Source organism: Runella sp. SP2 (assembly GCF_003711225.1).
Lineage (GTDB): Bacteria > Bacteroidota > Bacteroidia > Cytophagales > Spirosomataceae > Runella.
The window spans coordinates 4921350-4947646 of record NZ_CP031030.1 but is presented as its reverse complement, the minus strand read 5'-3'; the positions used below and the strand labels follow the sequence as shown (position 1 = coordinate 4947646).

Here is a 26297-nt window from a genome sequence, read left to right as displayed (position 1 = left end):
CTAGCGAATTTGTTGTCCAATCGTAAAGTGGAATTGTGGTCCACTTCGGTTTGTTTGCCCAGGTAGCGGGTCGAATCCATACGCCCAGTCGATACCAATCAAACCGAAGGCTGGCATGAAGATACGCGCTCCAACCCCAGCCGAACGTTTCAAGTCAAACGGGTTGTAGTCTTTGTATTTCTTTTGAGGTTGATCGGTACCCCAGTTGTTTCCTGCTTCTGCAAACACCAAACCAAAGATGGTTGCTGATGGGTTAAGCGAAAGTGGATAACGTAATTCCATCACGTACTTGCTATAAGCAACCCCTCCAAGACTACTTACACTGCTTGCGGTTGTGCTGGTACTTTGTGAGGCATCCACAGTACTAAGTCGGTTGTAGATAGGTACAAGCGAGCGGTCGGTATATCCCCTCAAACCGATGATGTCTTGGGCCAAAGCAAACATACCATAACCTGCCAATCCCGAGCCTCCTAGTACAAAGCGTTCAAATGGACTGATAGATAAGTTTTGGTTGTATCTACCCAAGAAACCAAGGTGAGCGCGGGTACTTAATACCAGCTTGCCTGCTACGGTTTGGTACCATGTCGCATCAAACATCCACTTGTGGTACTCTACCCATTTGTACTGTGCTTCTTTTGTCGAGAAAGACGTATTTCCTGTGATGGCAGAATAAGGCGGAGTAAAAGTGCCACTCAATGAGAATGATGAACCGCCACGCGGGAACTGAGGATTATCAATCGTATTCCGTGACAATGTTAAGTTCAAGGTTACGTTGTTTGAAACCCCGTTTGGATAGCCAATACCAAACAAGTCAAGGCTGTCCATTCTATATCTTTGGTATGAAAGTGCGGTACTTAATACAAAGTAACGATCAGGTATTTTGAGGCGCTTGCCTAGTGAAATGGTAACTCCTGTGTTTTTGTAAGAGCCTAAAAATGTTAGCCCGCTTGTAGAACGAGTGTAGAGGTTGTTGTAATCAACCGTACGATATACTGTATGACTCAGGTTGATTCCAAAGTTGACAGGTTTTTTACCACCCAACCACGGTTCCGAGAAACTAAGCGTATATGTCTGAAACTGACGGCCACTTGCTTGGAAACGTATGGCCAATTTCTGCCCATCGCCCGACGGAAGAGGTTTCCATGCTTTGAGGTTTGTGATGTTTTTGGTAGAGAAGTTGTTGAAGACAAGTCCTAACGTACCTACAAAACCGATGTATCCACCCCAACCACCAGAAAGCTCAATTTGGTCACTTGGCTTTTCTTCTACGGTATATTCAATGTCCACTGTCCCATCTTCTGGGTGAGGAATAGGGTTAATTCCAATTTTTTCAGCATCAAAATACCCTAACTGCGACAATTGACGTTGGGTGTTGATAATTTCTGTTTTGCTAAATTTTTGGCCTGGCAGCGTAAATAACTCGCGCAGCACCACGTGGTCGCTGGTCTTGGTATTACCATTCAAAATAATCTTGTTGATGGTCGCTTGTTTTCCTTCAAAAATGCGCATCTCAAGGTCGATAGAATCCCCTTCAACGGATTTTTCGATGGCGCGGCAGTTGTAGTACAAATAACCGTCGTCCATGTACAGCGAGCTTACGTCTTGGCCTGGGTTGGCTTCAAGGCGTTTCTGAATTTCTTCAGGGTTGTAAATATCTCCTTTTTTAAGGCCAAATACCTTGTTGAGTTGTTCGGTGGTACGAAGGTAGTTACCTTGCCAAGTAATATCACGGATGTAGTAGCGCGGTCCTTCTTCGATGTTCAACACCACATCAATGGTTTTCTCCCCTGGGTTCTGAATAATGGAGTCGGAGATTATGGTCGCATCACGGAACCCATTTTTGTTGTAGAGTTCAATGATTTTCTCTTTGTCTTCTTCGTATTTCTTAGGAATGAATTTTGAAGGCGTAAAAAGACGGCCAAAACGCATTTGTTTTGTCCCCTTCAATTTATTCCTAAGTTTTCCTTCCAATATTTCTTGACGACCATTGAACACAATTTGACGAATCTTCACTTTTGCGCCTTTGGTAACTAGGATTTTGAGCGTTGCATTGCCGCGCGTGGAGTCTGAAATCTGGTTAATTCTGACCTTCACGTTCATGAAGCCTTTGTCGATAAAATAGCGTTTTACGGCCAATTGGGTGTTTTTAATCATCGTGTTAGAGATGATACGCCCTTTAGGAAGCTTGATTTTATCATTAAGAGACTCTTTTTCTCCCTTCCGAATGCCGTCAAACTCGACTTTGAAAAGACGTGATTGCTCTTTGATGCGAATCTCCAACCAGATTTGTTCGCCTTCGATTTTGCGAGCTAAAATTTCGACATCTTCCAAGATTTTTTGATCCATCAATTTTTTAATAGCTCCATTGATGGCATCGCCAGGAACTTTGATTTTGTCGCCTACTCTCAATCCCGACATTGAAATCATGGAGTTAGGATCCAAAAATTGGTTGCCAGTTACAATAATTTCGGCAACGACATAGTCTTTAGGTTCCGCATAGTTGATAGCTTCGTCTTTCGGGGCAGACGTAGTTGCAGGGGTGTTTCGTCCAAGGCCCAGCTGCTGCGCATGAAGGCATACGGCGGTCATGAAGAAAACACTAAAAAAGCTAACGAGACGGATAAGTTGGTTGAATTTTTTCATAGATACACTGTTCTTTCCCATTTTCTTATAACGGCAAAAGAAGGGGTTTATTTCGCTTCGGTCACAATCTGTTCACTGGTTTTACCAAAACGTCTTTCTCGTTGTTGAAACGACAAAATGGCCTCATGTAAATGCTCTCGGCGGAAGTCTGGCCAAAAGACCTCGTCGTAGAAGTAAAGCTCGGCATAGGCCAACTGCCACAACAAGAAATTACTGATGCGGTGGTCGCCTCCTGTGCGTAGCATCAGGTCAACATCGGGGCGGGGATAGGTCGAGAGCGTTTGGTTAAGTAAGTCTTCGGTAATGTCTTCCGACTTCAACGAACCGTCTTTCACTTGCTGCGCTAAACGTTGGGTTGCTTGGATAATATCCCATTTGCCACTATATCCTAAGGCCAAAATCAGATTAAGTCCTGTGTTACCCTTCGTTTTATCTATGGCGTCCAATAACTCTTTCTGGCAAGATTTAGGCAAACTAGCTGTGTCGCCAATGGTGTCAAGCCTTACGTTATTTTTTTGCAATGTGGGAAGCTCATCGCCGATTGTATGTACCAGTAGTTCCATCAAGGCCCTTACTTCGGCCTCAGGTCGTCCCCAGTTTTCGGTCGAAAACGCATACAATGTCAGGTACTTAACGCCCAGCTCGGCGCAGCCTTCGGTGGCTTCGCGCACGGCTTTAATAGCGTTTCTGTGCCCAAACACCCGCATGGCGCCGCGCTGCTTGGCCCAGCGGCCGTTACCATCCATTACGATGGCGATATGTTGAGGAAGTCTAGTACGGTCTATCTGTTCTTTCATTCGCACTTAAAAATGGCCTGCAAAGTTAGAGGAAATTATCAGGTAATCAAAAGGATAAACCTTGAGGCTATACCTTCTTGGTTTTCCACTTTCCGCGTCTAAAAAGGAGAATACCTACCACAGCTAGCATTGACTCGCTGAATGCGACGGAAATATACACGCCGTTGGGGCCTAAGTCGAGGTATTTTGCTAAGAAATAAGCAAGGGGTATTTCGATAGCCCAAAAGCAAACCAAGTTCATGAGAGTTGGGGTCAGGGTATCTCCTGCGCCGTTGAACGATTGACTGATAACCATCCCATAAGCAAAAAATAAATATCCAAAACAAATGATTCGGAGGCAGTTGACGCCCGTGGCAACCGTGGCGGGGTCGTCGTTGAACCAGCTAATAATATTGGCCGAAAAGACAAAAAATATGACAGCAACAACGGCCAAAAATACAAAATTGAAAAAGGCTGCTCGCCAAACCGAGGTTTCGGCGCGTTCGGGCTTGTTTGCGCCAAGGTTTTGCCCTACCAAAGTGGCGGCGGCATTGGCCATGCCCCACGAAGGTAAAATGGTAAATACAATAACGCGAATAGCGATGGTATAGCCAGCCACAATTTGAGGGCCAAAATCTGACAAAATACGCGTCAGGAATACCCAACTCGCGGAAGCAATAAGGAATTGCCCTGTACCACCCGCCGAAACACTGATAAGGTTACGAATAATGCCAAAATCGGCCTTGAGCTGCGATGCAAGCACTTTGACCGCTCCGTTCCCCTTGGTTAAGGCATATAGTTGGTACAGAACGCCAAGACTGCGACCTATGGTTGTGGCCATGGCCGAGCCTGCTACTCCAAATGCAGGTACAGGCCCCCAGCCAAAGATAAAAAGCGGACAAAGAAGCATATTGACGCCGTTGGCAATCCAGAGCGAACGCATTGCCACGGCGGCATCTCCGCCTCCGCGTAAAACGCCGCTGAGGGTGTAAAGCAAAATAATAGCGGGGCTACTGGCAAAGATAATTCGGGTAAAGTTAGAACCCGAGGCAATGAGGTTTTCGCTGCCACCCATGGCGCGTAGGATGGTTTCTGCCCCAAAAAAGCCACCAAGCCCAATCGCGATGCCTAGCACAACTGATACCAAAATAACCTGCGCTGCGGCATGGCCTGCTTCGGCGTGCTGTTTTTCGCCAATACGTCGCGATACAATGGCGGTAGCAGCCGTGCTAAGGCCAATGGCCACTGAGTAAACAAGCGTTAAGACAGACTCGGTAAGTCCTACCGTTGCCACGGCGTCGGTGTTGACTTTAGAAACAAAGAAAATATCGACAACTGCAAAGAGCGATTCCATGACCATTTCTAAAATCATGGGTACTGATAGTAAAAAAATGGCGCGATTGATACTGCCCGAAGTGTATTCGTGCTCTTCGCCTTTGAGGGCTTGTAAAAATAAATCAAAAAATTTACGCATGGCTGTTTAGTTGGTCTTTATGTCCCAGACCGAAATTCGACGGTCGTCGCTGGCTGAAATGAGTTGATTGTGAAAGGATGTCCAAAGGAGTTTATTGATGGATGTACCGTGGCCTGCATGTCGCGCACGGTCAATCACTTTGAGAAGTCGGAAAGTGGTTGCGTCCCATAGCTTGATTGATTTGTCCATGCTACACGAGGCAAACAACCGTTGGTCGGGGCTGTAAGTAAGGTGATTGATGGCGAAAAGGTGAGCGACAACGTCTTGATGAAGTGCGTAGCCATTGGTTACGTCCCAAATCTTTAAGTGTGCGTCGCGGCTTCCCGATAGTAAATAACGGCCGTCGGGCGAGAAACAAACTGAGAAAACGGAATTGGTATGGGCTTCCCACGTGTGTCGTAAGTCTAGCTCGTCGATACCAAACACGCGGATGCAGTTATCGCTATAACCGATGGCTATTTCGCGGGTGAGGGCATTAATGGAGATACACCGCGCTGACTGCTGACTGGCTTTGATATGCTTACGAACGGCAAACGCCTGACGGTCCATTACAATCACAACGCCGTCTGAAAGGGCTAGAAACGCTTGGTTTTCAAAAAAAACAATGTCAAAAATAGCGGCTGTGGTCAGTTGTGCCGAAGCGACAACGCGTTTTTCGAGCGGGTCAATGACCTGAATCCCTTCGTAGTTTTGTCCTACCCAAAGTTGGTTTTGGGTAGTGTCAAATGCTAAAGCATAGACGGAGGCAGGTACTTGTGCCACTACATCTCCCCAGTCGGGACGGGTTAGGTCCCACTTGACAATCATGCCGTCGCCACCAGCTGAATAAAAATGCTTGCCTTCTGCCGAAGGTTGAAGCGCATACACGCAGTCGCGGTGACCAGAAAATGTGTCTATTTTAGTTACTTGAAGCATAAAATTCCAAACGCCCGTATTTTTGTGCAAAGTTACACCAAAAGATTGCATCTATGCCTATCGTTCGCCAGTGGACTGTTTTTGAGGAATGTTTGCTCCTGATTTGGGAGATTTTTGAGCCTATCGAAGAATTGCAAAAAGGACTTGTGGCCACTGCCGAAGAATGGACCGAATACGAGACTATTTCTCATCCACAAAAAAGATTGGAATGGATAACAGGCAGACGAGCGACGCAGTCGATTGTAGAAGCCAGTGGGCGTATTTATACAGGGATGCGGAAAGACAATTTTGGAAAACCGTTTTTGAACAATGCCGTAGCGGAAATTTCGCTTACGCACACGGCGAAGTTTGTGGTGGTGGCCTTGCACCCGTCGGTATCCATTGGCGTGGACTTAGAACGAGTAGCGCCCAAGCTAGCCCGCGTGGCGCCCAAATTCCTTTCGGATTCAGAAACAACCCACGCGGGCGAGCAACTAGAGCGCCTTTGCACGTACTGGTGTGCCAAGGAAGCATTGTATAAACTGCACGGTACCCGAAATTTGAGTTTTAAAGAGGAGATTTTTGTTCACCCTTTTACCAACGAAAACGACTTTTTTACGGGCGAAATTTTCCCCATTCATACCCCACTGCCGCGCCAACAACACCGCCTGTACCGTTTTCGGGTGGACGATTTTTTGGGGGTGTTGGCGGTGTAATAAGCCGTTCCTTTATTCCTCAATCGGTTCCTGCAACACTGCCGACATCCGCTCAATTTCTTTTACTTTATCGCTATCGCCCGTTTTTTCAAATGCAAGCGTAAGGTTCCGAAGAACCCGACGCAAGATGTCGAGGTTAGAACAAGGCTGATAAAACGAGTCGTTGGACTTGAGATTGAGTTGCGCAATGTAATGGTCAATGTCGGAGCGCATAAATACCAAACCTTTGTTAAAGACATTGATATAAAACTGCACTGCGTCTTTTTTGTAAGTAAGGACAAAAAGGTTGGGTAAATTAACCCCGTAAACGGGCATATTGAGGCGTTGGGCCACAATCATGTAAATACAACACAGGGTAATGGGATTCCCCTTGCGAGACTCCAACACGATGTTGATCATCGAGTTGCTTGCCGCGTGGAAATTTTTGGTGTTTGAACCAAACTTTAGCTTTGAAAAAAAGACGTGATTCAAGGCTCGAATTTGATCAATCGGGTGCATGTCTTCTTTAAACTCAAGCCATGTTTCGTAATAAAACTGTTCGAAGTCGCTTCGGAGGCTTTCCAGCGACAAATCAGGATATTGATAGGTGGCAATCACCCAGAGTCCTTCCAGTAAGTCAATTGCGCCGCCGTGGTGCCAATTGGACAGGCGTTCAAGCAAGACTTCAAACTGAAGATCGTGCACTAATTCTTCGATGCGCCGCTGAATTTTTGGATTAAAGCCCGCACCTTCCCACTCATTCTCTAAATAGGGAATGATAATCTCTCTTTGCTGTCTAATTTCTTTTTCAACCAACTGCAACACCTCTTTGTCGTCGTCGTCGAGAAGCGAAACCAGCGCTTTGATTTCTTGTTCTGTCATGGAGCAATGTCAGTGAAGTTTGCGTTAAAGAAAAACATTTTTTTTTCAGTGCCCAAATTTTATAGTTTTGTCATTCAATTTTCTACACTTTACATGAAAATATTGGTCACAGGAGGAGCTGGTTTTATTGGCTCTCATACGGTTGTTGAACTGCATCAGTCAGGTTTTGAGCCAGTTATCATTGATGACTTCAGTAACTCAGAAGAAAAAGTACTTAGCAGGCTAGAATCCATTATTGGGAGGGCTGTTGTGTCATACAGCGCCGATTGCAATGATGAGACAGCGTTGCGGCAAATATTTGAAAAAGAAAATTTCGATGGCGTGATTCATTTTGCGGCAAGTAAAGCCGTAGGAGAGTCGGTGGAAAAGCCATTGATGTATTACCAAAACAACTTAGGCTCTACGCTTGCGATGTTGAAAGTAATGCAGGAGTTTGGCGTAAAAAGCTTTGTATTTTCTTCGTCGTGCACGGTGTATGGACAACCTGACGTGCTACCTGTGACCGAAGAAACACCTCGTCAAGAAGCGGCTTCCCCGTACGGAAATACCAAGCGTATTTGTGAAGACATTATTCGTGACGTGGTCATCTCAAAAACGGGCCTTAAAGCCATTTCGTTGCGTTATTTTAATCCAGTAGGCGCGCATGAATCGGCGCAAATCGGGGAGCTGCCACGCGGCGTACCAAGCAATTTGGTGCCTTATTTGACGCAAGCTGCGGCGGGTTTACGTGAAAAATTAACGGTATTTGGGGACGACTACAACACGCCCGATGGCACTTGTATTCGTGACTTTATCCATGTGGTGGACTTGGCGAAAGCACACGTAAAAGCACTTGAGCTATTGGCCAAAACCGAAGAAGATAACTTTTATGACGTGTTCAACGTAGGAACGGGCGAAGGCGTAACGGTGCTTCGTTTGATTCAGACGTTTGAGCAAGTAAATAACATCAAGCTAAATTATGCAATCGGGCCTCGTCGTGCGGGTGATATTGAGCAAATTTACGCTCAGGTAGATAAGTCGCACAATGTGATGGGCTGGAAAGCTGAAAAAACGCTCGAAGAATCACTTCGGGATGCTTGGCGCTGGCAACAAGCGTTGGCAGCAGATAACGCAACTGTTTAACGGTAAACACATTTTATGCAAACTATACTTATTACAGGTGGCGCAGGTTTTATTGGCTCACACGTAGTGCGCCGTTTTGTGACCGAATACCCAGCGTATCAGATTGTGAATCTCGATGCACTGACGTACGCGGGGAACCTCGCCAATCTTACCGACATTGAAAATGCCCCCAATTACCGTTTTGTCAAAGGCGACATTACCGATGCGGCATTTATTGATAAATTATTCAAAGACAATGATTTCACGGGGGTGATTCACTTGGCGGCGGAGTCGCACGTGGACAGGTCAATTTCTGATCCGATGGCATTTGTGGTGACCAATGTCATCGGAACGGTCAACTTGCTAAACGCGGCCCGTCAGAGTTGGAAAGGAAAAGAGGAAGGACGCCGCTTTTACCACGTTTCGACTGATGAGGTTTATGGAGAACTTCATGACCCCAACGAGTTTTTTGTGGAAACGACCAAGTACGACCCACGTTCGCCTTATTCGGCTTCAAAAGCCTCGTCTGACCACTTTGTAAGAGCGTACCAGAATACGTACAAACTTCCAGTAGTAATTTCAAACTGCTCAAATAACTACGGCCCTAATCACTTTCCAGAGAAATTGATTCCGTTGATGATTAACAACATTCGCCACCACAAACCGCTTCCAGTGTATGGAAAAGGCGAAAATGTGCGTGATTGGTTGTACGTAGAAGACCATGCGCGGGCGATTGATGCCATTTTTCATCAGGGTGTCAACGGTGAAACGTATAACATTGGCGGTTGCAACGAGTGGAAAAATATTGATTTGGTGCATCTGCTGTGTACCATCATGGATCAAAAACTAGGCCGTGAAGAAGGTACATCAGCGCAATTGATTACGTACGTAACCGACCGCGCTGGCCACGATTTGAGATACGCCATTGACCCCGCAAAGTTAATGAATGAGCTGGGCTGGAAGCCGTCGGTGACGTTTGAGCAAGGGCTTGAAAAAACGGTACAGTGGTATTTAGATAACCAAGAATGGCTCGACAATGTGACGTCGGGTAATTATCAAAAGTACTACGAAGGAATGTACGAAGACCGCTAAGAAATAGATACTTATTGACTATAAAAGAAAGGGCGTTGCACATTAGTGCAACGCCCTTTCTTTTACAATCCCTCCACGCGCATCGTCAATGCCGTGTTGTACCACAAAAGCATGGGGGTCTATTTCTGAAATGGCGTCCCGTAAACGGCTAACTTCTAGGCGAGTCACGACCGAGTAGAGTACTTTAGTTTCTTGGTTTTGAAGTCCACGCTTGCCAAAACCTTTTTCGCTATTTAAGACCGTGACACCTTTATGGAGTTTGTTCGTAATCATTTCGCGGATGGCTTCATGATGGTCAGAAACAATCCAGACGGCCGTATATTCTTCGATACCATGAATCAAATAATCGACAGTTTTGGAGGCGGTGAAGTAAGTTAACATCGAATAAAGGGCAATGTCAACCCCCAAAAAATAGGCAGCCGTGGCAAAAATGAGAATGTTCATGCCCAAAATCACGTCACCAACGCGAACCGTAGAATTTCGGCGGCTAACGAGCAATGCAGCCACTTCTGTGCCGTCCAAAACAGCGCCACCTCGCATGGCTAATCCAATACCAGCCCCAATAAAAAACCCACCAAATACGGAGGTTAATAACAAGTCTGGGGTTACATCAGGGAAGTGAACAAAAGCTAAACAGATGGATAAACCCGTAATGGCAAAGGTGCTTTTGATGGCAAATGCTAAACCGATTTGACGGTAGCCCATTAAAATAAATGGTAGGTTGAGGATAGGAATAAGTACAGCCAAGGGTACTTTTAAGATGGACGAAAGAAGCATAGAAATGCCCGTAACACCGCCATCAATAAAGTGGCTTGAAAGTAAAAAACCCTTTAGGCCAAGTCCCGCGCTAAAAATACCCGCTGTAATTAAAATCGCATCTTTTAGTAAAGAACGTTTGGTAATTCCTTGCATATTCATCAAAATAGAAAAGAGTGGTTCATTACTTATTGTAACGCATAAAATACAATATCGTTTCCTTTTCTCAAAAAAGATGAGAAATGTTGCTGATAATGGAAGTGGTCGTTACATTTGAGAAAAACCTAACCTTTTACACTTCATGAATTGGCTTTTTGGACTACTATATCGGCTAGTTGGCTGGCGCACAATAGGACATGCACCCACCGAACTAAAAAAAGGAATTTGGCTTGTATGTCCGCATTGGTACAATTGGGATTTTTTTGTGGGGGTAGGCGTGAGAGCGTATATAAACCTTAAAATTGGCTATCTTGGAAAAAGTGCATTGTTTAAGTGGTATTCTGGCTGGTTGTTTCGCGGACTTGGCGGGTATCCTGTCGATCGCACAAAAAACAATAACTTGGTAGAGGCGGTTGCGGCTACGTTTCAGGAAAACGAAACAATTCACATTGCCATTGCTCCTGAGGGTACGCGTAGCAACGTGTCAAAACTCAAAACGGGTTTTTATTACATGGCCCTAAAAGCCAAAGTGCCCATTATTTTGGTAGGCTTTGATTATCCACGAAAAGCCGTGGTTTTTGGCGACATTATTTACCCCACGGGCGATTTTGTAAAGGATATGAAGCCTATCTATGATTTTTTTCTTACAATTCAAGGCCCTAAAAAAGAATGGCTGGTCAACTACGCCCAAACGGGAGAAATTCCTTTACCCAAAGAAGGGCGTTAGCCGTCTTATCGGTTACTATTTGTGTCGTCGTTTACTCCTAACCGACAATACTTTCTAAAAAATCAATAATTCGTTGACTCGCCAAACCATCGCCATAGGGGTTATTGGCTTCTGACATTGCTTGATAGACAGGTGCTTGTGTCCAAAGTTCAGTAACGGCTTGGGTGATGGTAGCGCGATTGGCTCCCACGAGCCGAACGGTGCCAGCTTCGACGGCCTCGGGTCGCTCGGTGGTGTCGCGCATCACAAGTACGGGTTTGCCCAAACTCGGAGCTTCTTCTTGTACGCCGCCCGAATCAGTGAGAATAGCCCAACTGTTTTTCATCGCATACACAAAATCAGCGTAATCCATTGGATTAGGAAGGTGTACGTTGGGCAGGCCACCCAAATGTTCATAAACAGGCTTTTGGACGTTCGGGTTGAGGTGTACTGGATAGACAATTTCTAACGCGGGATGCTGTTGGGCGAGGTCGTGCAGGGCTTCGCATATTTGAATAAAACCGTCGCCGAAGTTTTCGCGACGATGCCCTGTGACCAATAAAATCTTACGATTGGTAGAAAAAAGCTGCTTCAAGTCCCCCGATACCCGTTCTGAGAAACCTTCTACTTGCTTGCTTACGTGCAGGAGCGCGTCTATGACGGTATTCCCTGTTTTGACAATCACATTTGGGGCAACACCTTCACGCAACAAAGCTTCCACATTGCGGTCGGTAGGGGCGAAATAATAGTTGGCAAGGCGGTCGGTGATGAGGCGATTGGCTTCTTCAGGAAAAGGCGATTGCAGGTTTCCCGTGCGTAGTCCTGCCTCAACGTGGCCTATTTTAATGCCAGCGTAAAAAGCCGCCAACGACGTAGCCATGCAAGTAGTGGTATCGCCGTGTACAAGCACGAGGTCGGGGCGATACGACTGGAAAAGGGTACGCAACCCCGTGAGGATTCGACACGTGACGTCGGTCAAATCTTGCCCTGCTTGCATGATGTTGAGGTCAAAATCAGGCGTCAGCTCAAATAATTCGAGCACTTGGTCGAGCATGTGGCGGTGCTGACCCGTTACGCATAACTTATGCTCAAAATGTGGGTGGTGGCGGAGCTGACGCACCAGCATGGCCATTTTGATGGCCTCGGGGCGAGTGCCAAAAACAGTAAGGATTTTCATAATCCTTCGGGTTTCCAACCAATTTTTACGATTTTCCCACTGTTTTCAATCACAGGGCGCTTAATCAAAGAAGGTTTTTCGAGCATCAATTCAAGGGCACTTTGCGAATCTACAATCGCTGCTTTTTGCTCGTCAGAAAGTGCTTTAAAGGTAGTGCCTGCTTTATTTACTAACTTCGTCCAATCGGTTTGAGAGAGCCAATTTTCAATCGTTTCGCGCGAAATTCCTTGCTTTTTATAGTCATGGAATAAGAATTCCATTTGGTTGGATTTGAGCCAATTGAGCGTTTTTTTGATGGTGTCGCAGTTGGAGATACCGTAAACTGTAAGCATAGAATAAAAGATGGTCGAAAAGCCCAAAAGTAGAAAACTTTTTGCAGAGCAGGAAGTTTATATTGCATGAAATTACGTATTCAAACGCATGTAAGTCAGCCTTACCAAGTGGTTTGGCAAGGGTTCAATGAGGAATTGTTTCGCAAGCTTAGCCCACCCTTTCCTCCTGTGCGCGTAGTACGGTTTGATGGTTGCTTAGCGGGCAATACGGTGGTATTGGAGCTTAATTTTTTGCTTTTTAAACAGCAATGGATAAGCTACATCAGGGAACAGCAGTCGTCCGAATCGGAGATTTATTTTGTTGATGAGGGAACAAAACTGCCTTTTTTCTTGCGCTTTTGGCGACATCGTCACCGAATCGTTCGCCAAGAAGCAGGCGGTACAATCATTGCGGACGAAATCGAATTTAAAACACCTCTTTGGGTAACCGACTATTTGATGTACCCGTTGTTGTGGGCGCAGTTTGCCTACCGAAAACCCATTTATAAGAAAGCGTTTGCGTTATCTTCCCATCTCTCGTAGGCGCTTGCTGGCAAAGACAAACTCGTTGAGCTCTTTAACATCGGCTTGGAGAATGGTGTTGTTGTCGCCTTCCCAGAGTTTATAGCCTTTGTAAAGAAACATTACTTTCTCCCCAATTTCGAGTACAGAGTTCATGTCGTGCGTAATGACGACGGTGGTGATGTTATACTCGTCCGTAATTTCTTTGATTAGTTCATCAATTTTAATCGAAGTAAGTGGATCGAGGCCCGAGTTGGGTTCGTCGCAAAACAAATACTTGGGGTTCATTACAATTGCCCGAGCAATACCGACGCGTTTTTTCATCCCCCCGCTAATTTCAGAAGGCATCCGATTGACGGCATGGTCAAGCCCCACCCGCGTGAGACAAACCATGACACGGTCGTTTTTTTCGCTCTCGCTCATGTCGGTGAGCATATCAAGCGGAAAACGTACGTTTTGGGCTACGGTTTTAGAGTCAAATAATGCCCCACCCTGAAACAAAACCCCCATTTCGCGGCGAACTTGCTTTCGTACTTCTTCGTCGCTGTTCCAAAAATCGCGACCGTTGTAAAGTACTTGGCCGTTGTCGGGGCGAATAAGACCAATCAAGCATTTGAGCAAAACGCTTTTTCCTGTACCACTACCGCCAATGATGAGGCTGGTGTCACCAGGCTTAAATGTGCCTGAGACACCTCCCAATACGATTCGCCCTTCAAACGATTTTTGTATATCAATAAACTGAATCATTTATGCTATGATTTTCATTAGACGTCGGCGTCGGGTGTCCAAGGGTTGTTAAAAGCATCGTCTTCCTCTTGTTTGGCTTCCAATTCAGCGTCTGCTTTTTTGTTGCGTTCTACCCAGGCCGATACAAAAATACTGATTTCGTAAAGCAACGAAAGCGGCAAAGCCACCAATACTTGGCTAAGTACATCAGGCGAAGGCGTGATGATTGCGGCTAAGATAAGAATGACCACAAAGGCGTGACGACGGTATTCCCGCATGAAGCGTGGATTGAGAAAACCAATTTTAGAAAGAACAAACGCCACAACAGGCAATTGGAACGTAAGACCGCAAGCGAGCGTCAAGATTGAAATTAATCCTACGTACGACGTAATATCGAATTGGTTTTTGATGCGCGGGTCAAGCTTAAAATTGGCAAGGAAGTTGATGGCCAATGGAGCAACGACGTAATAACCAAAAAGCACCCCTGACATAAACAAAAACGTAACGTAAAATACCGCCCCGCGCGACATTTTGCGCTCAGAAGGTTTCAAGCCAGGTTTGATGAAACGCCAAACTTCCCAAAACGCGTAAGGAAAAGCAAAGAGAAGGCCAATGATAAGCGCTGACATGAGCGCCATCGTAAATTGCCCAGCCATTTCGCGGCTTTGAAGTTCAAAATCAAGCTGGTCGATGCAAAGCCCCTGAGCCCCCGTGAAATCGGCGATTTTACACAACATTCGGTAGGTCCAGAAATCCGAACGAGAGGGGGCCAAAATAATTTTATCGTATATCTCTTCAATAAAGATGAATGCCCCAATGGTAAAAACAATAATTGCACCTACAGCTCGGATAACGTGCCAGCGTAGTTCTTCGAGGTGCTCAATGAACGTCATTTCTGATTCTTCGTGGGTGGGGTTGTCAAATTCTTGATCGAGTGGCATTTTGTTTCAAATAAGGAATGATTGGTAATGTATAGGAACTACAAAGGTACGCGCTTAGACGTGTTTGCATTACAATTTCTTTAAAAATAAGGTTCTGTTTTGGGCATCTAAGAGGTTTTTACGACTTTTGAGAAAGAATTAGCTGATTTTTTTAAGCAGATTTTAATGCTTAACGATAAAATAACCACCCAATGGCATCACTTCCTAAAAATATCCTTTCGTTTGAAGAGCCTTTCGGAGATACCAACAGCCGCAAAACGGAGCTGAAGGAGGTATCGGAAGGGTACCGTAAACTCTTGGAAGAAAAAATGACGGATTTGAAAGATGACGCGGCGCGTGTTGGTAAGCAGGCTTTGGTGATAGGCGGGGCAATTGCGGCGGTTTATTTAGTGCTAGAGCTACTGTTACCAGACGATGAACCCGAAGTCAAAACCAAACAACAAGCATCTTTTGCATTGCCCGAACGAACCAACAACCAACCGTCGTGGTTAGTAAAAACGGCGACTTCGTTGGCGATGACGTGGGCGTTGGATATAGCACGTCAAAAATTAATGGATTTTTTGGCTACACAGCAACATACGAATGAGGTCAAGAATACGAACGATACTCCAGGATAATCTTCAAGAAAGACGTAAGGCATTTGCCGTTTTGCTCGATCCCGATAAGGTCGAGTTTTCGTCATTCCCTTTTTTATTGGCCGAGAGTGTACGTCACGGGGTTGATTTCTTCTTTGTGGGAGGAAGCCTCATTACACGCTATGCCGCCGACGACATCATCAAGGCCATTCACGAGCATACATCCATTCCTGCCATTTTATTTCCTGGCAATAGCCTTCACATTGAGCCTTCCGCCGACGCTATTTTGTTGTTGTCGCTGATTTCGGGACGTAATCCTGAACTTCTTATTGGCCAACACGTGGTGGCAGCTCCTTTGTTGAAACGTAGTCAACTGGAAATATTACCTACGGGTTATATGTTGGTGGAAAGTGGCCGTGCTACCACGGTTTCTTATATTAGTAACACCACACCCATTCCACACGATAAACCTAGCGTAGCCGCTTGTACGGCCATGGCTGGCGAATTGCTAGGACTTCAAGTGATGTACTTGGATGCAGGAAGCGGGGCTCAAAAACCCGTTTCGCCCGAAATGATTGCAGCTGTCCGCAAAGCGGTGGACACACCTATCGTTGTGGGAGGAGGAATCAATTCTTCTGCCAAAGCACAAGCCGCTCTCGAAGCAGGTGCCGACGTGATTGTGGTAGGAAACGGCATTGAACAAAATCCCGATTTACTTCCCGAAATTGCCCAACTTGTCAGGGCTTTTAATGATAAAGTAACCGTCTGAAAGAAGGAAGGGGCAAGTTAGCAAGTGTGCAAAGGGCAAAACTTGCCTCTTGCCTTTTATGCCCTTTGCACACTTGCCCTTTTCATTTCGCTATTTCTTCGCAGAAAACGTATAAATCGTTGTTGTTTGGTATGTTTCACCTGGTTTTAGCACCACTGTTGGAAATGCTGATTGGTTAGGTGAATCTGGATAGTGCTCGGTTTCGAGGCAGAGCGCAAAGCGCTTTGGATAGTTTGTCCCTTTCTTTCCCGTGATGCTGCCGTCCAAGAAATTACCTGTATAAAACTGAATTGCAGGTTCGGTTGTCTGAACCTCCATGATACGGCCCGTTGTAGGCTCATACACCGTAGCAGCTAGGCTAAGCTCCTTGTCTTTTTTGTTCAACACCCAGCAGTGGTCGTAGCCACCACCGTACTTGATTTGTTGGTCTTTAGCATCATTGATACGTGCACCAATGGCCGTCGCTTTGGTAAAATCAAATACATTTCCTGCTACAGGCTTTAATTCTCCCGTTGGAATCAATGTTTCGTTGACTGGCAAAAAGCGGTCAGCGTTCAAAGTCAGCTGATGATCAAGAATGTCACGTTTTGCTCCCGTTAGGTTAAAATACGTGTGGTTAGTTAAGTTAATGACCGTTGCTTTGTCGGTAGTGGCAGTGTAATCAATTTTAAGCGAATTGTTTTTTTGAAGCGTATAAGTCACCGTTACGTTCAGATTGCCTGGGTAGCCTTCTTCGCCGTCTTTGCTCACATACGAAAGTTTAAGCGCAGGTTCTTCGCCTTCAATCGGTTCGGCTTTCCAAAGAACTTTATCGAAGCCTACTGTACCACCATGAAGGTGATTGACCATGTTGTTGACAGCCAACGTATAGGTTTTACCATCAAGTGTAAATTTTCCTTTGGCTATGCGGTTTCCGTATCGGCCTACAATGGCGCCAAAATAGGGGCTTGATTTGAGGTATCCCGCCAAGGAGTCGTACCCCAAAACCACATCGTCGAACACACCGCTAGAATCAGGAGCAGTAAGATGGGTAATAATGCCACCGTAATTGGTAATCTTTGCCTCCATACCACTGGCATTTTTGAGGGTATAAAGCTCGGCAGCTTGTCCGTCAGGAAGTTTTCCAAAATCGGTTTTTTCAATTTTGAGCGCTTGCGTTTCGGTGGTTGACTCGCTGCTTTCTGAGGATTTGTTGGAGCAACTTTGGAAAATGACTAGCCCTGCCAAAAGGAGAGGGAAAAAGGTAGATTTCATGGAATAATTGGTTGGGTTGAATGTTTAAATAAACTAAACCATTCTTTTGGAAAAATATACTCAATTGTTCAAGGGTTTGTGGTGAGGGTTGCTAACAACTTCCCGAAAGTTGTACAACTCTCGGGAAGTTCAGCCCTTGGAACCTCCAAACATCCTTGCCCACGGAGACCTACCCGAAAGTTTCAGAACTTTCGGGTAGGTAATGATTCGACATTCTGTCTTGAGAGACTTACTCCCTAATATCCTTGTCCGTAGTAGGCGTTTTTACCGTGTTTACGTTCGTAGTGTTTCATACGGAGCGTATCTTTAATACGCGGAGTGTTGGGGTTTATTTGTAGCGTGAGGTAGGCCATTCGTGCCACTTCTTCCAATACTGCGGCATTGTACACAGACTTCTCCGCCGTTTTCCCCCACGTAAATGGCCCATGATTTTGTAATAAAACCATTTCAACTTCCTTGTGTGAAAGCCCTTTGGCTTTAAAAACATCAAAAATCTGGTTACCCGTTTCGTGCTCATAATCGCCCTCAATCATCGCGTCGGTAAGGACGGGTGCACAAGGAATGTCTTGATGGGTATGGTCAGCGTGGGTCGTTCCAAAAATGGGAATGTCGAGCCCCGCTTGGGCCCAAGCCACGGCATAGGTGCTGTGTGTATGGGTGATTCCGCCGATGTCTTCCCAGGTTTTGTATAACAACGCGTGCGTTTTTGTGTCAGACGATGGGCGCATACTACCTTCGACCACCTTGGCATCGTAATCCATGATAACGATGTCCTCTGGACGTAGGTTTTCGTACGGAACTCCGCTTGGTTTGATGGCAAACACGCCCTTCGAGTGGTCAACAGCACTTACATTACCAAAGGTAAAAAGCACTAGCCCAAGCTTGGGAAGTTGCATGTTGGCTTCAAAGCACTCTTCTTTCAGCGATTGATAGATACTCATACTAAGTGGTGGCTAAAATTCTAACACAAAAACTATTTGTACGCTACTTCACTGAAACGCAGGTCGTTTTTGAGCCCACGAATGGTCGTATTTTTGTCGATGACCACAAGCTCTACCCCCAGCATTTCGGCAAAATCCTCGATGTACTCGGTCGTGAGGTTTTGGCTATACACTGTGTGGTGAGCCCCCCCCGCCAAAATCCACGCTTGCAGGCCGACTTCCATGCTTGGCTGAGGCTTCCACAGGGCACGAGCCGTTGGAAGTTTCGGGAAAGTTTCGGTTACTTCTACAGCCTCTACTTCGTTGACTAACAAACGAAAACGGTTGCCTAAGTCAATCAAAGAAACGTTGAGGGCAGGCCCTGCGGCAGCGTTGAAAACCAAACGAACGGGGTCTTCTTTGCCACCAATGCCCAACGGATGTACTTCGCATTTGACTTTATTGGCGGCAATGCTTGGGCAAATTTCGAGCATGTGCGAGCCGAGTACCATCGGATTTGCAGGGTCGAAGTGGTAGGTGTAATCTTCCATAAATGAGTTTCCGCCCTTCAAGCCGCTGGCCATTACTTTCATGACCCGTACCATGGCCGAGGTTTTCCAGTCGCCTTCGCCACCGTAGCCGTAGCCTGCGGCCATCATGCGCTGAGAGCCAATGCCTGGAAGTTGACGCATTCCGTGGAGGTCTTCAAAAGTATTGGTATAAGCCGAGAAACCACCTTCTTCCAAAAAGGCTTTGATACCCAATTCGATACGTGCTGCTTCAAAGACCGACTGACGCATCAATCCGCCGTTGAGCAACGAAGGCATCATCTCGTAGGTGTCTTCGTATTCTTGGAGAAGGGTAAAAATATCGGCTTCCGAAATCTGATTGATGTACTTCACCAAATCGCCTACCCCGTGGGTATTGACCGAAAATCCAAACTTCATTTCAGCCGCTACTTTGTCGCCGTCTGTTACGGCTACTTGGCGCATGTTATCCCCAAAACGTACCACTTTCATGGTTTGCATGGTGTATTTAGCGGCGGCCACGCGGCTCCAAATGTTGATTTTTTCGAGAACATTCTCTGACTGCCAGTGCCCTACGACCACTTTGCGGTTGAGGCGCATCCGAGTCATGATAAACCCAAACTCACGGTCGCCGTGCGCCGATTGGTTGAGGTTCATGAAATCCATGTCAATGTCGTTGAATGGAATGTCACGGTTAAATTGGGTATGTAAATGGAGCAACGGAAGTTGAAGTGCATTGAGGCCATTGATCCACATTTTAGCGGGCGAAAATGTGTGCATCCACGTGATAATACCCACACAGTTGGGAGTGCTGTTGGCTTCTTTGCAAATGGTCAAAATCTCGTCGGGTGTTTTGACAACGGGCTTAAAAACAACTCGTACGGGGATGGTAGGAGAGTCGTTGAAAAAATCGGCAATGATTTGAGAGTGTTCGTCAACTTGACGGAGGGTTTCTTCTCCGTATAAATGCTGGCTTCCTGTGACAAACCAGACTTCAAACTGTTTTAGCATATTAGGTAATTAAATTTAATGTTGTTAAATGGTCGATGATTTCGAGGACACTACATATTCTCCATTAACCTTGCAAATCTTACATCCCGATGTAAGATTTGCAAGGTTAATTCACTAAAATGCCCTTTTCAACAAATCCGCCAAGTTGGATGTATTTCTGGTAAAGTCTTTGATAAACAGGAACGTTGCTCGTATTTGGTTCGTAAAGTGCATCAAAACCCGAGCCCATCGCTTTTTGAGCGTCGAATAGCGTTGCGTGCACTCCTGCGGCAACTGCGGCATTCATGGCTGCGCCCAAGGCACAGGCTTGGTCCGAACTAGCCACTTTGATGGGCATGTTTAAGACGTCGCTGAGTGTTTGCATCACAAAGGGTGATTTTTTTGCCACGCCACCAATTGCAATTACTTGTTTGATGGGAACACCTTCGTTGATGAAGCGGTCCACAATGGCTTTGGAACCAAATGCCGTAGCTTCTACAATGGCCTTAAATAGTTTGATGGCGTCGGTACCGAGGTTAAGTCCAGCAATTGCGGCCTTGAGCGAATGGTTTGCGTCGGGGGTACGTCGGCCATTGACCCAGTCGAGCGCAACGGGGTCTTTGTCCGTTACGGGCAGTTTGGCGGCCTCTTCCGAAAGGTATGGAATTAGTTTTTGGGCGAGTTCTTCGGCGGCAGCTTCCCCTAGCAATGCGCGAACAGGCTCGGTAATGACCCGCTGAAACCACGCGTAGTAATCGCCGTAAGCCGACTGACCTGCCTCCATTCCGAGCATTCCAGGGATAATTGAGCCATCCACTTGCCCACAAATACCGCGAATCAACAAGTGGCCGATTTCTTCATTGGGGGCAATGAGCATATCGCAGGTAGATGTACCCATGACGCGTACAAAATCGTAGGGCTGAATTTCGGCTCCAACGGCGCCCATGTGGCAGTCGAAAGCTCCAACGCCAATCACGACGTTGTTGGCCAAACCAAGACGAGTAGCCCATTCTTCCGAAATGACGCCCATGGCTTGGTCTGAAGTATGGGAGTCTTGGAATAAACGAGCGCGTAATCCTTCTAACAGCGGGTCAATGGCCACCAAAAAATCTTCGGCAGGTAGGCCATCAAACTCGTTGTGCCACATGGCTTTGTGCCCTGCGGCGCAGCGTGAGCGTTTCATTTCTAACGGATGGGTATTGCCCGTTAGCACCGCCGAAATCCAGTCGCAGTGTTCTACCCACGAAAAAGCATGGGCACGCACCTGCTCATCGACGCGGAGGGTACGTAAAATTTTTGCCCAAAACCATTCGGAAGAATAAATGCCCCCAACGTATTTGGTGTAATCAATGGGCCAGCGGTGGGCTACTTCGTTGATTTCCTCGGCTTCGGCGTTGGCCGTATGGTCTTTCCAAAGAATAAACATGCCGTTGGGGTTTTCGGCAAATTCGGGAAGCAACGACAGCGGTGTTCCTTGGGCATCGACGGCCACGGGGGTAGAGCCTGTCGTGTCAATCGAAATTCCTACGATATTGGCTGCCACTTCGCTTGAAAGCCCTTGTAATGCCCCTTTGATAGACGCCTCAAGCCCTTCAACGTAGTCGAGCGGATGCTGGCGAAACTGCGATAATTCAGGTTGGCAGTAGAGTCCTTTTTTCCAACGCTCGTAGTAATGTACGGCTGTACCCACCGCTTCACCCGTTTGGGTATTCACCACCAAGGCGCGGACCGAATCGGTGCCGTAGTCTAGCCCAATAGTGTATTGATGTTGCATGATATGTTTTATTCTATTTCGTTGAATGTTAGATGTTTAGGCGGAAGGTTCTGGCATAAAATACCAAAATGAGTGAAATTTGTCTTCGTATTTTTCTTTGTCTAAGCGGTACAAAATGGCTTTTTTTGTGGCTGAGTTTTCATTTTTTTCCCCCGTATCTACTAGCAAGCCCGTGGACAAAATCTTACGACTGAAGTTGCGTCTGTCCAACTGCATTCCGTAAATGGCTTCGTAAAGTTTGTGTAATTGGGGAATGGTAAATGTTTCGGGTAGGAGTTCAAAACCAATGGGGTGAAGGGCGGCTTTATAGCGTAGGCGCTCAAGGGCATTTTGAACCATTTTTTCGTGGTCAAAAATGAGTTGGGGCATATTTTTCAAACTTACCCAATGGGCATTGTGTGCCCGAACAGACTCTTCGTCGTGGCTGTGGATGTTGATAAGCGCAAAAAAAACAACTGAAATGGTGCGCTCTACAGGATCACGATTGACCTTGCCAAACGTTAGTAATTGTTCGACATAAATATTGTTTAGTCCTGTTAGCTCATACAAAATCCGTTCAGCTCCTACTTCCAGGTCTTCTTCTTGGTTTACAAATCCGCCCATCAGCGACCACTTGCCGCGTTCTGGTTCAAAATTACGTTTGATAACTAGCAGTTTTATCTCGTCTCCGTCAAAACCGAAGATGATACAGTCGATGGCAACCAGTAAGCGGGTTGAATGAGGGTATTGGTTCATTCCTCTGAATGTGTCGTTTGGACACAATATTACCCGCTTTTCTATTATTTTTCAAATTATTTTTTTGAATTTATTGATTTAAAAATGCCTAACCCTTTTGGGAATACTTTCCAAAAAGGTTAGGACAAAAAATAGGTGCTAAGTTGGGGGTAAAATTAGCCCAGAAAAGCTTGTAAAAAGGTTTGGGTAGAGGTATATCCCGAATGGTACAAAGCTTGTACTTGCTGCGGTGTAATGTTAAAATCGGTGGCCGAAATTCCTAAGTCGTCAATTTGAATGGTTCTTTTGTCTTCGTAAAGGTTTTTTTGAATCATCAAATCTTGTGAATTTAAAAGGGCTTCAAACAACGATTTGATGTAGGTTTCCAGATAGTCAATGCCGTAGGTTAAACCATTTGGTGGAGAGACATTGTGTAAATCGGTTAGAAAAAAGCCCAAGGTCGATTGGGGAGAAGTTGTCGGGCTGTCAAAGCAATCAATGGGGTAATTATACATGACGCCACCGTCAACGAAGATATGGTTGTTGGGAATTGAGTCGGGAAATTGCCAAGCTCTAAAAAACAAGGGAATGGACATCGAAGCCCGTACAGCCATTGCGATTTGGACATTCGGAGTGGTAGTTATGGAAAATTCTTGGATTTTTTGGGTGTTTAAGTCGGTTGAAAAAACTTTCAAGGTTGTACCAAACTTAGCATATACTTCTTGAAAAGTGATGGCAGGGTTGATGCCTTGTTGTTGGAGAAAAACTTTAAACCAACTATCCAAAAAATACTCCCCTTCATACAGTCCAAATTTCTTAGCAAGGTCGGTCAGGAAATTAAGGATGTTTCCTTTGTCTTTGAAGTTTTCGTAGTTGGTAGAGGCCAAAAACGTATTGAGGGTATCGGAAGAAATGCGGCAAGCTCCCAAGGCCGCCACAATGGAGCCTGCCGATGTGCCCGCAAAGCCGCTGATTTGAGAACTGATGTTAGCTTCTTCGAGGGCTTTCATGGCGCCTACGTAGGCAATGCCTTTGACGCCGCCTCCCTTAAATACAAGATGTTGAAATGGAAATGTGCTCATTTTTATTGATTTACAGTATTGACGACGTAATTTTTAAATTCAAAAAGTTGGGTATAAGGAACGAGCTTTTTGGTGTTTTTGTCGTAGTTGAAAAACAATGCCTTAAAAAACACCCCCGTTTTTTTGCCTTCGACGTTGATTAAATCGTTGCAATTGGACGTCAACTGAAACGTGATGCCTTCAATTTTTAGGGTCTGAATCCCGCTCTGGTTGGTGCTGTTGTTTTTGGTTTCGAGCGACAGAGAATCGGAATAGACGACGCTCGTAATGACCATAAACAACACGTTGTCTTGGTTGAGCTTGGCAAAGGTTTCGTTTTGTTCGGTTTCGATTTTTTGGAGAAAAAAGTACGGTCGATTCAGCCGTACACGGGTGGCATTTTTGAGCTTGAGTTGGGTATTTCGCTCCAAACTTTCTTCCACTTTGGCCGAGAGAAGTTTGATTTTTGGCGTCTCCGAATCAAGCGAAGTCGATAAATTGATGTCCGCCGAAATCATCAAAGAATTGATGGAATTATCCACCAAAATATGGCTCGAATCGGGTTGTTGATGGAACATATACCCCACAAACTTGTCCTTTTGATTGATGTAATACACGTCGCCGACGGTCGCCTGAATGGAGTTTAACAGGCCATAGGGCGACGTGTAAGTGGCAATGTCCTTGCAATTAATGGTTCCTGTTACGATGCGCCGACATGAATAGAAGGGGAGCAGTAGTAGAACACTCAAGGCGTATCTTAAAACCGTTTGAAGTGGGTAAAGGCGATGCACGGTTGTAGAGGTTTAGGTGAGTTAATACAGTAAAACTCCCCCCATGCGAGGGGAGTTGATTAGCGCATAAATGAATTGGCTAGGTTGGCGACTTGCTGCCAATCGGAGGAGGCCGCCTGTACCAATGCGGGCGTAAAGGCGTTGTAATCACTGATGTTCTCGTCAGAAATTGTCTCCTTTAAGTCAGCATTGAGGGATTCCCAGCCAGTAGCGAGTCCGTTGATTCCTCCTTGAATTTGTCCAAACGAATTTTGGTAAGAAGTGACGACGTGCAACGCATTTTGGGCTTGATAAGACTGCTGATTGATGTTATTTAATTCATTGTTGAGTTGGGCCTGCTCGTTTTTTAGGCTATCAAGCTGGCCCGTGAGTTTATACCATAACTCTGAAAATGGATTGCTACTTTCTTCGTTAATTTTCCTTTGAACATCACTCATTTGCTGTTCGAGGCTTCGCATTTGAGCATTCAGACTGTTGACTGCATTTTGTAATTGCAAATTGTCGTTGTTGAGCGCTCGCATCGTATTATCCACCTGAATCAAATAATTGGTGAGGGCGGTTTGTGTTGAGTTTACTTGGGTTTCTTGGGCTTGAGTAGCTTGTTGTAGCGCCGACAGAAAAAATTGAAATTGGGCGATTTGAGTAGTGTCTCCTTTCGCTATGGCTTCTGCGATGTTGTAAAGCCCATTGAATACGCTCTGAAATAAGTCATTAAAGCCAACGATACCTTCTAGTGAGGCCATCACTTGCCGAAGGATGTCACTCGTCCATTGATTGGCTACTGCTTTGGCGTTTGATATGTCCTGTTGTAAGCTAGGTGCATACGGAGAACTGTAGGTGGGCATGATTTGAACATTCTGGCAAGCAGCGTTAATGCTGCCAATGGATGTCCCTGTGGTCTGGACACTGGCCGTAAAACCAGGCGGCGGAGATAATTGGGCATTTATCATAGTAAAAGATGCTACGTCGAGAATTAGGATAAAATGAGTTAGGAGTTGCTGATGTCTTTAACATCAATGGGGATGATGCCCATTTGCTGGAAGGCGAGTGCTTGTGCCAATAAACTGGTCCATTCGGGTTGAGCACCTTGAAGCGATTGGGCTAAATTGAGGGTGACGGTAGGGCCTTTTTGGAGTCGATTGTAGATATCTGCTAGGCTTCCTGCTAGTGAGTTCCAGCCGTCGGCGTACGCCTGAACCGCCAACGCCGCGCCTTTGGCATGGGCTGCCAGCAAGTCGGTATTGAAGGCAAGGTTTTGAACAACGGCATACACGGCCTCATCGTAAAGCAACTGCGTAATTGTATCCATGTAAGCCTGATTTTGGGTAGTCAGGTCGGCCAATGCGGCGCTGTGTTTATCAGATTCTTGCACAATTCCCTGAATTTCGCCCAAAATCGTATTAAAGCCCTTTGCAGGGTCTTTGTACCAGCCTACTAGAATGGCTACGCCAATTTTTAACCCTGCAACAACTCCATACACTCCCCCAGAGGCTACAATTTGGTTGTCGGAATCAATCGCTTGTTGAATCGTCGCAAGTTGGGCCTGAAGCTTAGTGATATCGTTACCTAGAAGTTGTTTTTGAGCTACTTCGAGGTCGGCATCTAAGTCGGTTTGATTGCTCGCTGATAAGTCGATGAACTGGGTTAAATCCCTAGCCATGCTGTTTCGGGTAGCCGTACCGTTGTTGATGGTAATGATGAGCTGATTTACCCCCGCACAAAAATCATGGGTGGCATTGGTGCGGGCATTGGCATCGGCGGTAGCATCGTCAATAAGCTGGGCATCACTGAGCAAACGAGGGTACATTTGGAGAAATTCGTTTGCAAAGCCGATGTCCTGAGCCGACAAAGCGACTAATTCTGGCGTGATTTTGTTTAGGCAGAAAAGCGCGTTTTGCTGAACACTTTTTTGATCTTCCGTAAATTCAGGGACTGATTCAAGCGTGACTTCTGGCTGATTAGAAATGGCTTGACTGTAATTCTGAAGCAGGATGGAGGAGGTGGCAATGTTTGCAGTAGCTACTGCAATCGGAGCCGCTGAAAATGCGTTGGTCATAACGTTGAAAA

General features: G+C 45.9%; 26 protein-coding genes. 7 read left to right on the top strand and 19 right to left on the bottom strand.

Annotated elements, in window-relative coordinates:
- The 4 genes from bamA to DTQ70_RS19860 form a co-directional block, all read right to left on the bottom strand.
- A complete protein-coding gene (bamA, locus tag DTQ70_RS19875) occupies positions 1-2643 on the bottom strand; it encodes an outer membrane protein assembly factor BamA (protein WP_122932425.1) in 2643 nt (880 codons plus the stop codon).
- Positions 2644-2690: 47 nt separating this feature from the next.
- Positions 2691-3440 (bottom strand): isoprenyl transferase, encoded by a 750-nt coding sequence (locus tag DTQ70_RS19870; protein WP_122932424.1) that lies wholly within the window; start codon positions 3438-3440, stop codon positions 2691-2693.
- A gap of 67 nt (positions 3441-3507) precedes the next feature.
- A complete protein-coding gene (locus DTQ70_RS19865; protein ID WP_122932423.1) occupies positions 3508-4893 on the bottom strand; it encodes an MATE family efflux transporter in 1386 nt (461 codons plus the stop codon).
- Between the two features lie 6 nt (positions 4894-4899).
- Positions 4900-5859, bottom strand: coding sequence for a WD40 repeat domain-containing protein (locus DTQ70_RS19860; RefSeq protein ID WP_229599975.1), 960 nt, complete (start codon positions 5857-5859; stop codon positions 4900-4902).
- A gap of 2 nt (positions 5860-5861) precedes the next feature.
- Between DTQ70_RS19860 and DTQ70_RS19855 the strand changes: the two genes are divergently transcribed.
- Positions 5862-6503 (top strand): 4'-phosphopantetheinyl transferase superfamily protein, encoded by a 642-nt coding sequence (locus DTQ70_RS19855; protein ID WP_122932422.1) that lies wholly within the window; start codon positions 5862-5864, stop codon positions 6501-6503.
- 12 nt (positions 6504-6515) lie between these two features.
- Here DTQ70_RS19855 and DTQ70_RS19850 read toward each other — a convergent pair whose 3' ends face one another.
- Positions 6516-7364: a transglutaminase-like domain-containing protein gene (locus tag DTQ70_RS19850; RefSeq protein WP_122932421.1), complete on the bottom strand. Its 849-nt coding sequence runs from the start codon at positions 7362-7364 to the stop codon at positions 6516-6518.
- 93 nt (positions 7365-7457) lie between these two features.
- Between DTQ70_RS19850 and galE the strand changes: the two genes are divergently transcribed.
- Positions 7458-8486: a UDP-glucose 4-epimerase GalE gene (gene galE, locus DTQ70_RS19845; RefSeq protein ID WP_122934489.1), complete on the top strand. Its 1029-nt coding sequence runs from the start codon at positions 7458-7460 to the stop codon at positions 8484-8486.
- Between the two features lie 15 nt (positions 8487-8501).
- The gene (gene rfbB / locus DTQ70_RS19840; RefSeq protein WP_122932420.1) at positions 8502-9557 is read left to right on the top strand and encodes a dTDP-glucose 4,6-dehydratase; all 1056 of its coding nucleotides are present in this window, start codon (positions 8502-8504) and stop codon (positions 9555-9557) included.
- A 42-nt stretch (positions 9558-9599) separates the two neighbouring features.
- Here the strand turns inward: rfbB and DTQ70_RS19835 are convergent, their stop codons facing one another.
- Complete coding sequence (locus DTQ70_RS19835; protein ID WP_122932419.1) at positions 9600-10469, bottom strand: YitT family protein; 870 nt, start codon at positions 10467-10469, stop codon at positions 9600-9602.
- Between the two features lie 145 nt (positions 10470-10614).
- Here DTQ70_RS19835 and DTQ70_RS19830 point away from each other — a divergent pair, with 145 nt between their 5' ends.
- Entirely contained in the window at positions 10615-11199 is a 585-nt protein-coding gene (locus DTQ70_RS19830; RefSeq protein ID WP_122932418.1) for a 1-acyl-sn-glycerol-3-phosphate acyltransferase, read from the top strand.
- A gap of 37 nt (positions 11200-11236) precedes the next feature.
- Here the strand turns inward: DTQ70_RS19830 and wecB are convergent, their stop codons facing one another.
- Positions 11237-12355 carry a non-hydrolyzing UDP-N-acetylglucosamine 2-epimerase gene (gene wecB, locus DTQ70_RS19825; RefSeq protein ID WP_122932417.1) on the bottom strand — a complete coding sequence of 373 codons (1119 nt, stop codon included), beginning with the start codon at positions 12353-12355 and terminating at the stop codon, positions 11237-11239.
- The gene (locus tag DTQ70_RS19820) at positions 12352-12687 is read right to left on the bottom strand and encodes an arsenate reductase (RefSeq protein ID WP_122932416.1); all 336 of its coding nucleotides are present in this window, start codon (positions 12685-12687) and stop codon (positions 12352-12354) included. Before DTQ70_RS19820 ends, wecB begins: the two co-directional genes overlap by 4 nt.
- Positions 12688-12753: 66 nt before the next feature.
- Here DTQ70_RS19820 and DTQ70_RS19815 point away from each other — a divergent pair, with 66 nt between their 5' ends.
- The gene (locus DTQ70_RS19815; RefSeq protein WP_122932415.1) at positions 12754-13209 is read left to right on the top strand and encodes a hypothetical protein; all 456 of its coding nucleotides are present in this window, start codon (positions 12754-12756) and stop codon (positions 13207-13209) included.
- Here DTQ70_RS19815 and DTQ70_RS19810 read toward each other — a convergent pair.
- The gene (locus DTQ70_RS19810) at positions 13189-13935 is read right to left on the bottom strand and encodes an ABC transporter ATP-binding protein (RefSeq protein WP_122932414.1); all 747 of its coding nucleotides are present in this window, start codon (positions 13933-13935) and stop codon (positions 13189-13191) included. The genes DTQ70_RS19815 and DTQ70_RS19810 overlap by 21 nt on opposite strands.
- A 17-nt stretch (positions 13936-13952) precedes the next feature.
- Complete coding sequence (gene tatC, locus DTQ70_RS19805) at positions 13953-14855, bottom strand: twin-arginine translocase subunit TatC (RefSeq protein WP_122932413.1); 903 nt, start codon at positions 14853-14855, stop codon at positions 13953-13955.
- A 191-nt stretch (positions 14856-15046) separates the two neighbouring features.
- On the opposite strand from tatC, the gene DTQ70_RS19800 reads away from it, so the two are divergent.
- Together DTQ70_RS19800 and DTQ70_RS19795 are read left to right on the top strand one after the other, a co-directional pair.
- Entirely contained in the window at positions 15047-15472 is a 426-nt protein-coding gene (locus DTQ70_RS19800) for a hypothetical protein (protein ID WP_122932412.1), read from the top strand.
- Positions 15438-16199, top strand: a complete 762-nt coding sequence (locus DTQ70_RS19795) for a geranylgeranylglyceryl/heptaprenylglyceryl phosphate synthase (RefSeq protein WP_122932411.1) — start codon at positions 15438-15440, stop codon at positions 16197-16199. Before DTQ70_RS19800 ends, DTQ70_RS19795 begins: the two co-directional genes overlap by 35 nt.
- A gap of 90 nt (positions 16200-16289) precedes the next feature.
- On the opposite strand, the gene DTQ70_RS19790 is transcribed toward DTQ70_RS19795, so the two are convergent.
- The 9 genes from DTQ70_RS19790 to DTQ70_RS19750 form a co-directional block, all read right to left on the bottom strand.
- Positions 16290-17453, bottom strand: a complete 1164-nt coding sequence (locus DTQ70_RS19790; protein WP_122932410.1) for an aldose epimerase family protein — start codon at positions 17451-17453, stop codon at positions 16290-16292.
- Between the two features lie 236 nt (positions 17454-17689).
- Entirely contained in the window at positions 17690-18394 is a 705-nt protein-coding gene (locus tag DTQ70_RS19785) for an L-ribulose-5-phosphate 4-epimerase (RefSeq protein ID WP_206019553.1), read from the bottom strand.
- 32 nt (positions 18395-18426) lie between these two features.
- Positions 18427-19911, bottom strand: a complete 1485-nt coding sequence (gene araA, locus DTQ70_RS19780; protein WP_122932409.1) for an L-arabinose isomerase — start codon at positions 19909-19911, stop codon at positions 18427-18429.
- Between the two features lie 106 nt (positions 19912-20017).
- Positions 20018-21664: a ribulokinase gene (locus tag DTQ70_RS19775; RefSeq protein WP_122932408.1), complete on the bottom strand. Its 1647-nt coding sequence runs from the start codon at positions 21662-21664 to the stop codon at positions 20018-20020.
- A 36-nt stretch (positions 21665-21700) separates the two neighbouring features.
- Complete coding sequence (locus tag DTQ70_RS19770) at positions 21701-22399, bottom strand: NrtR DNA-binding winged helix domain-containing protein (RefSeq protein ID WP_122932407.1); 699 nt, start codon at positions 22397-22399, stop codon at positions 21701-21703.
- Positions 22400-22554: 155 nt separating this feature from the next.
- Positions 22555-23460, bottom strand: a complete 906-nt coding sequence (locus DTQ70_RS19765; RefSeq protein WP_122932406.1) for a patatin-like phospholipase family protein — start codon at positions 23458-23460, stop codon at positions 22555-22557.
- 2 nt (positions 23461-23462) lie between these two features.
- The gene (locus tag DTQ70_RS19760; RefSeq protein WP_164490123.1) at positions 23463-24230 is read right to left on the bottom strand and encodes a hypothetical protein; all 768 of its coding nucleotides are present in this window, start codon (positions 24228-24230) and stop codon (positions 23463-23465) included.
- 59 nt (positions 24231-24289) lie between these two features.
- On the bottom strand, positions 24290-25180 hold the full coding sequence (locus tag DTQ70_RS19755; RefSeq protein WP_122932404.1) for an HBL/NHE enterotoxin family protein: 891 nt from the start codon (positions 25178-25180) through the stop codon (positions 24290-24292).
- A gap of 38 nt (positions 25181-25218) precedes the next feature.
- Positions 25219-26286: an HBL/NHE enterotoxin family protein gene (locus DTQ70_RS19750; RefSeq protein WP_122932403.1), complete on the bottom strand. Its 1068-nt coding sequence runs from the start codon at positions 26284-26286 to the stop codon at positions 25219-25221.
- Positions 26287-26297 lie beyond the last annotated feature (11 nt).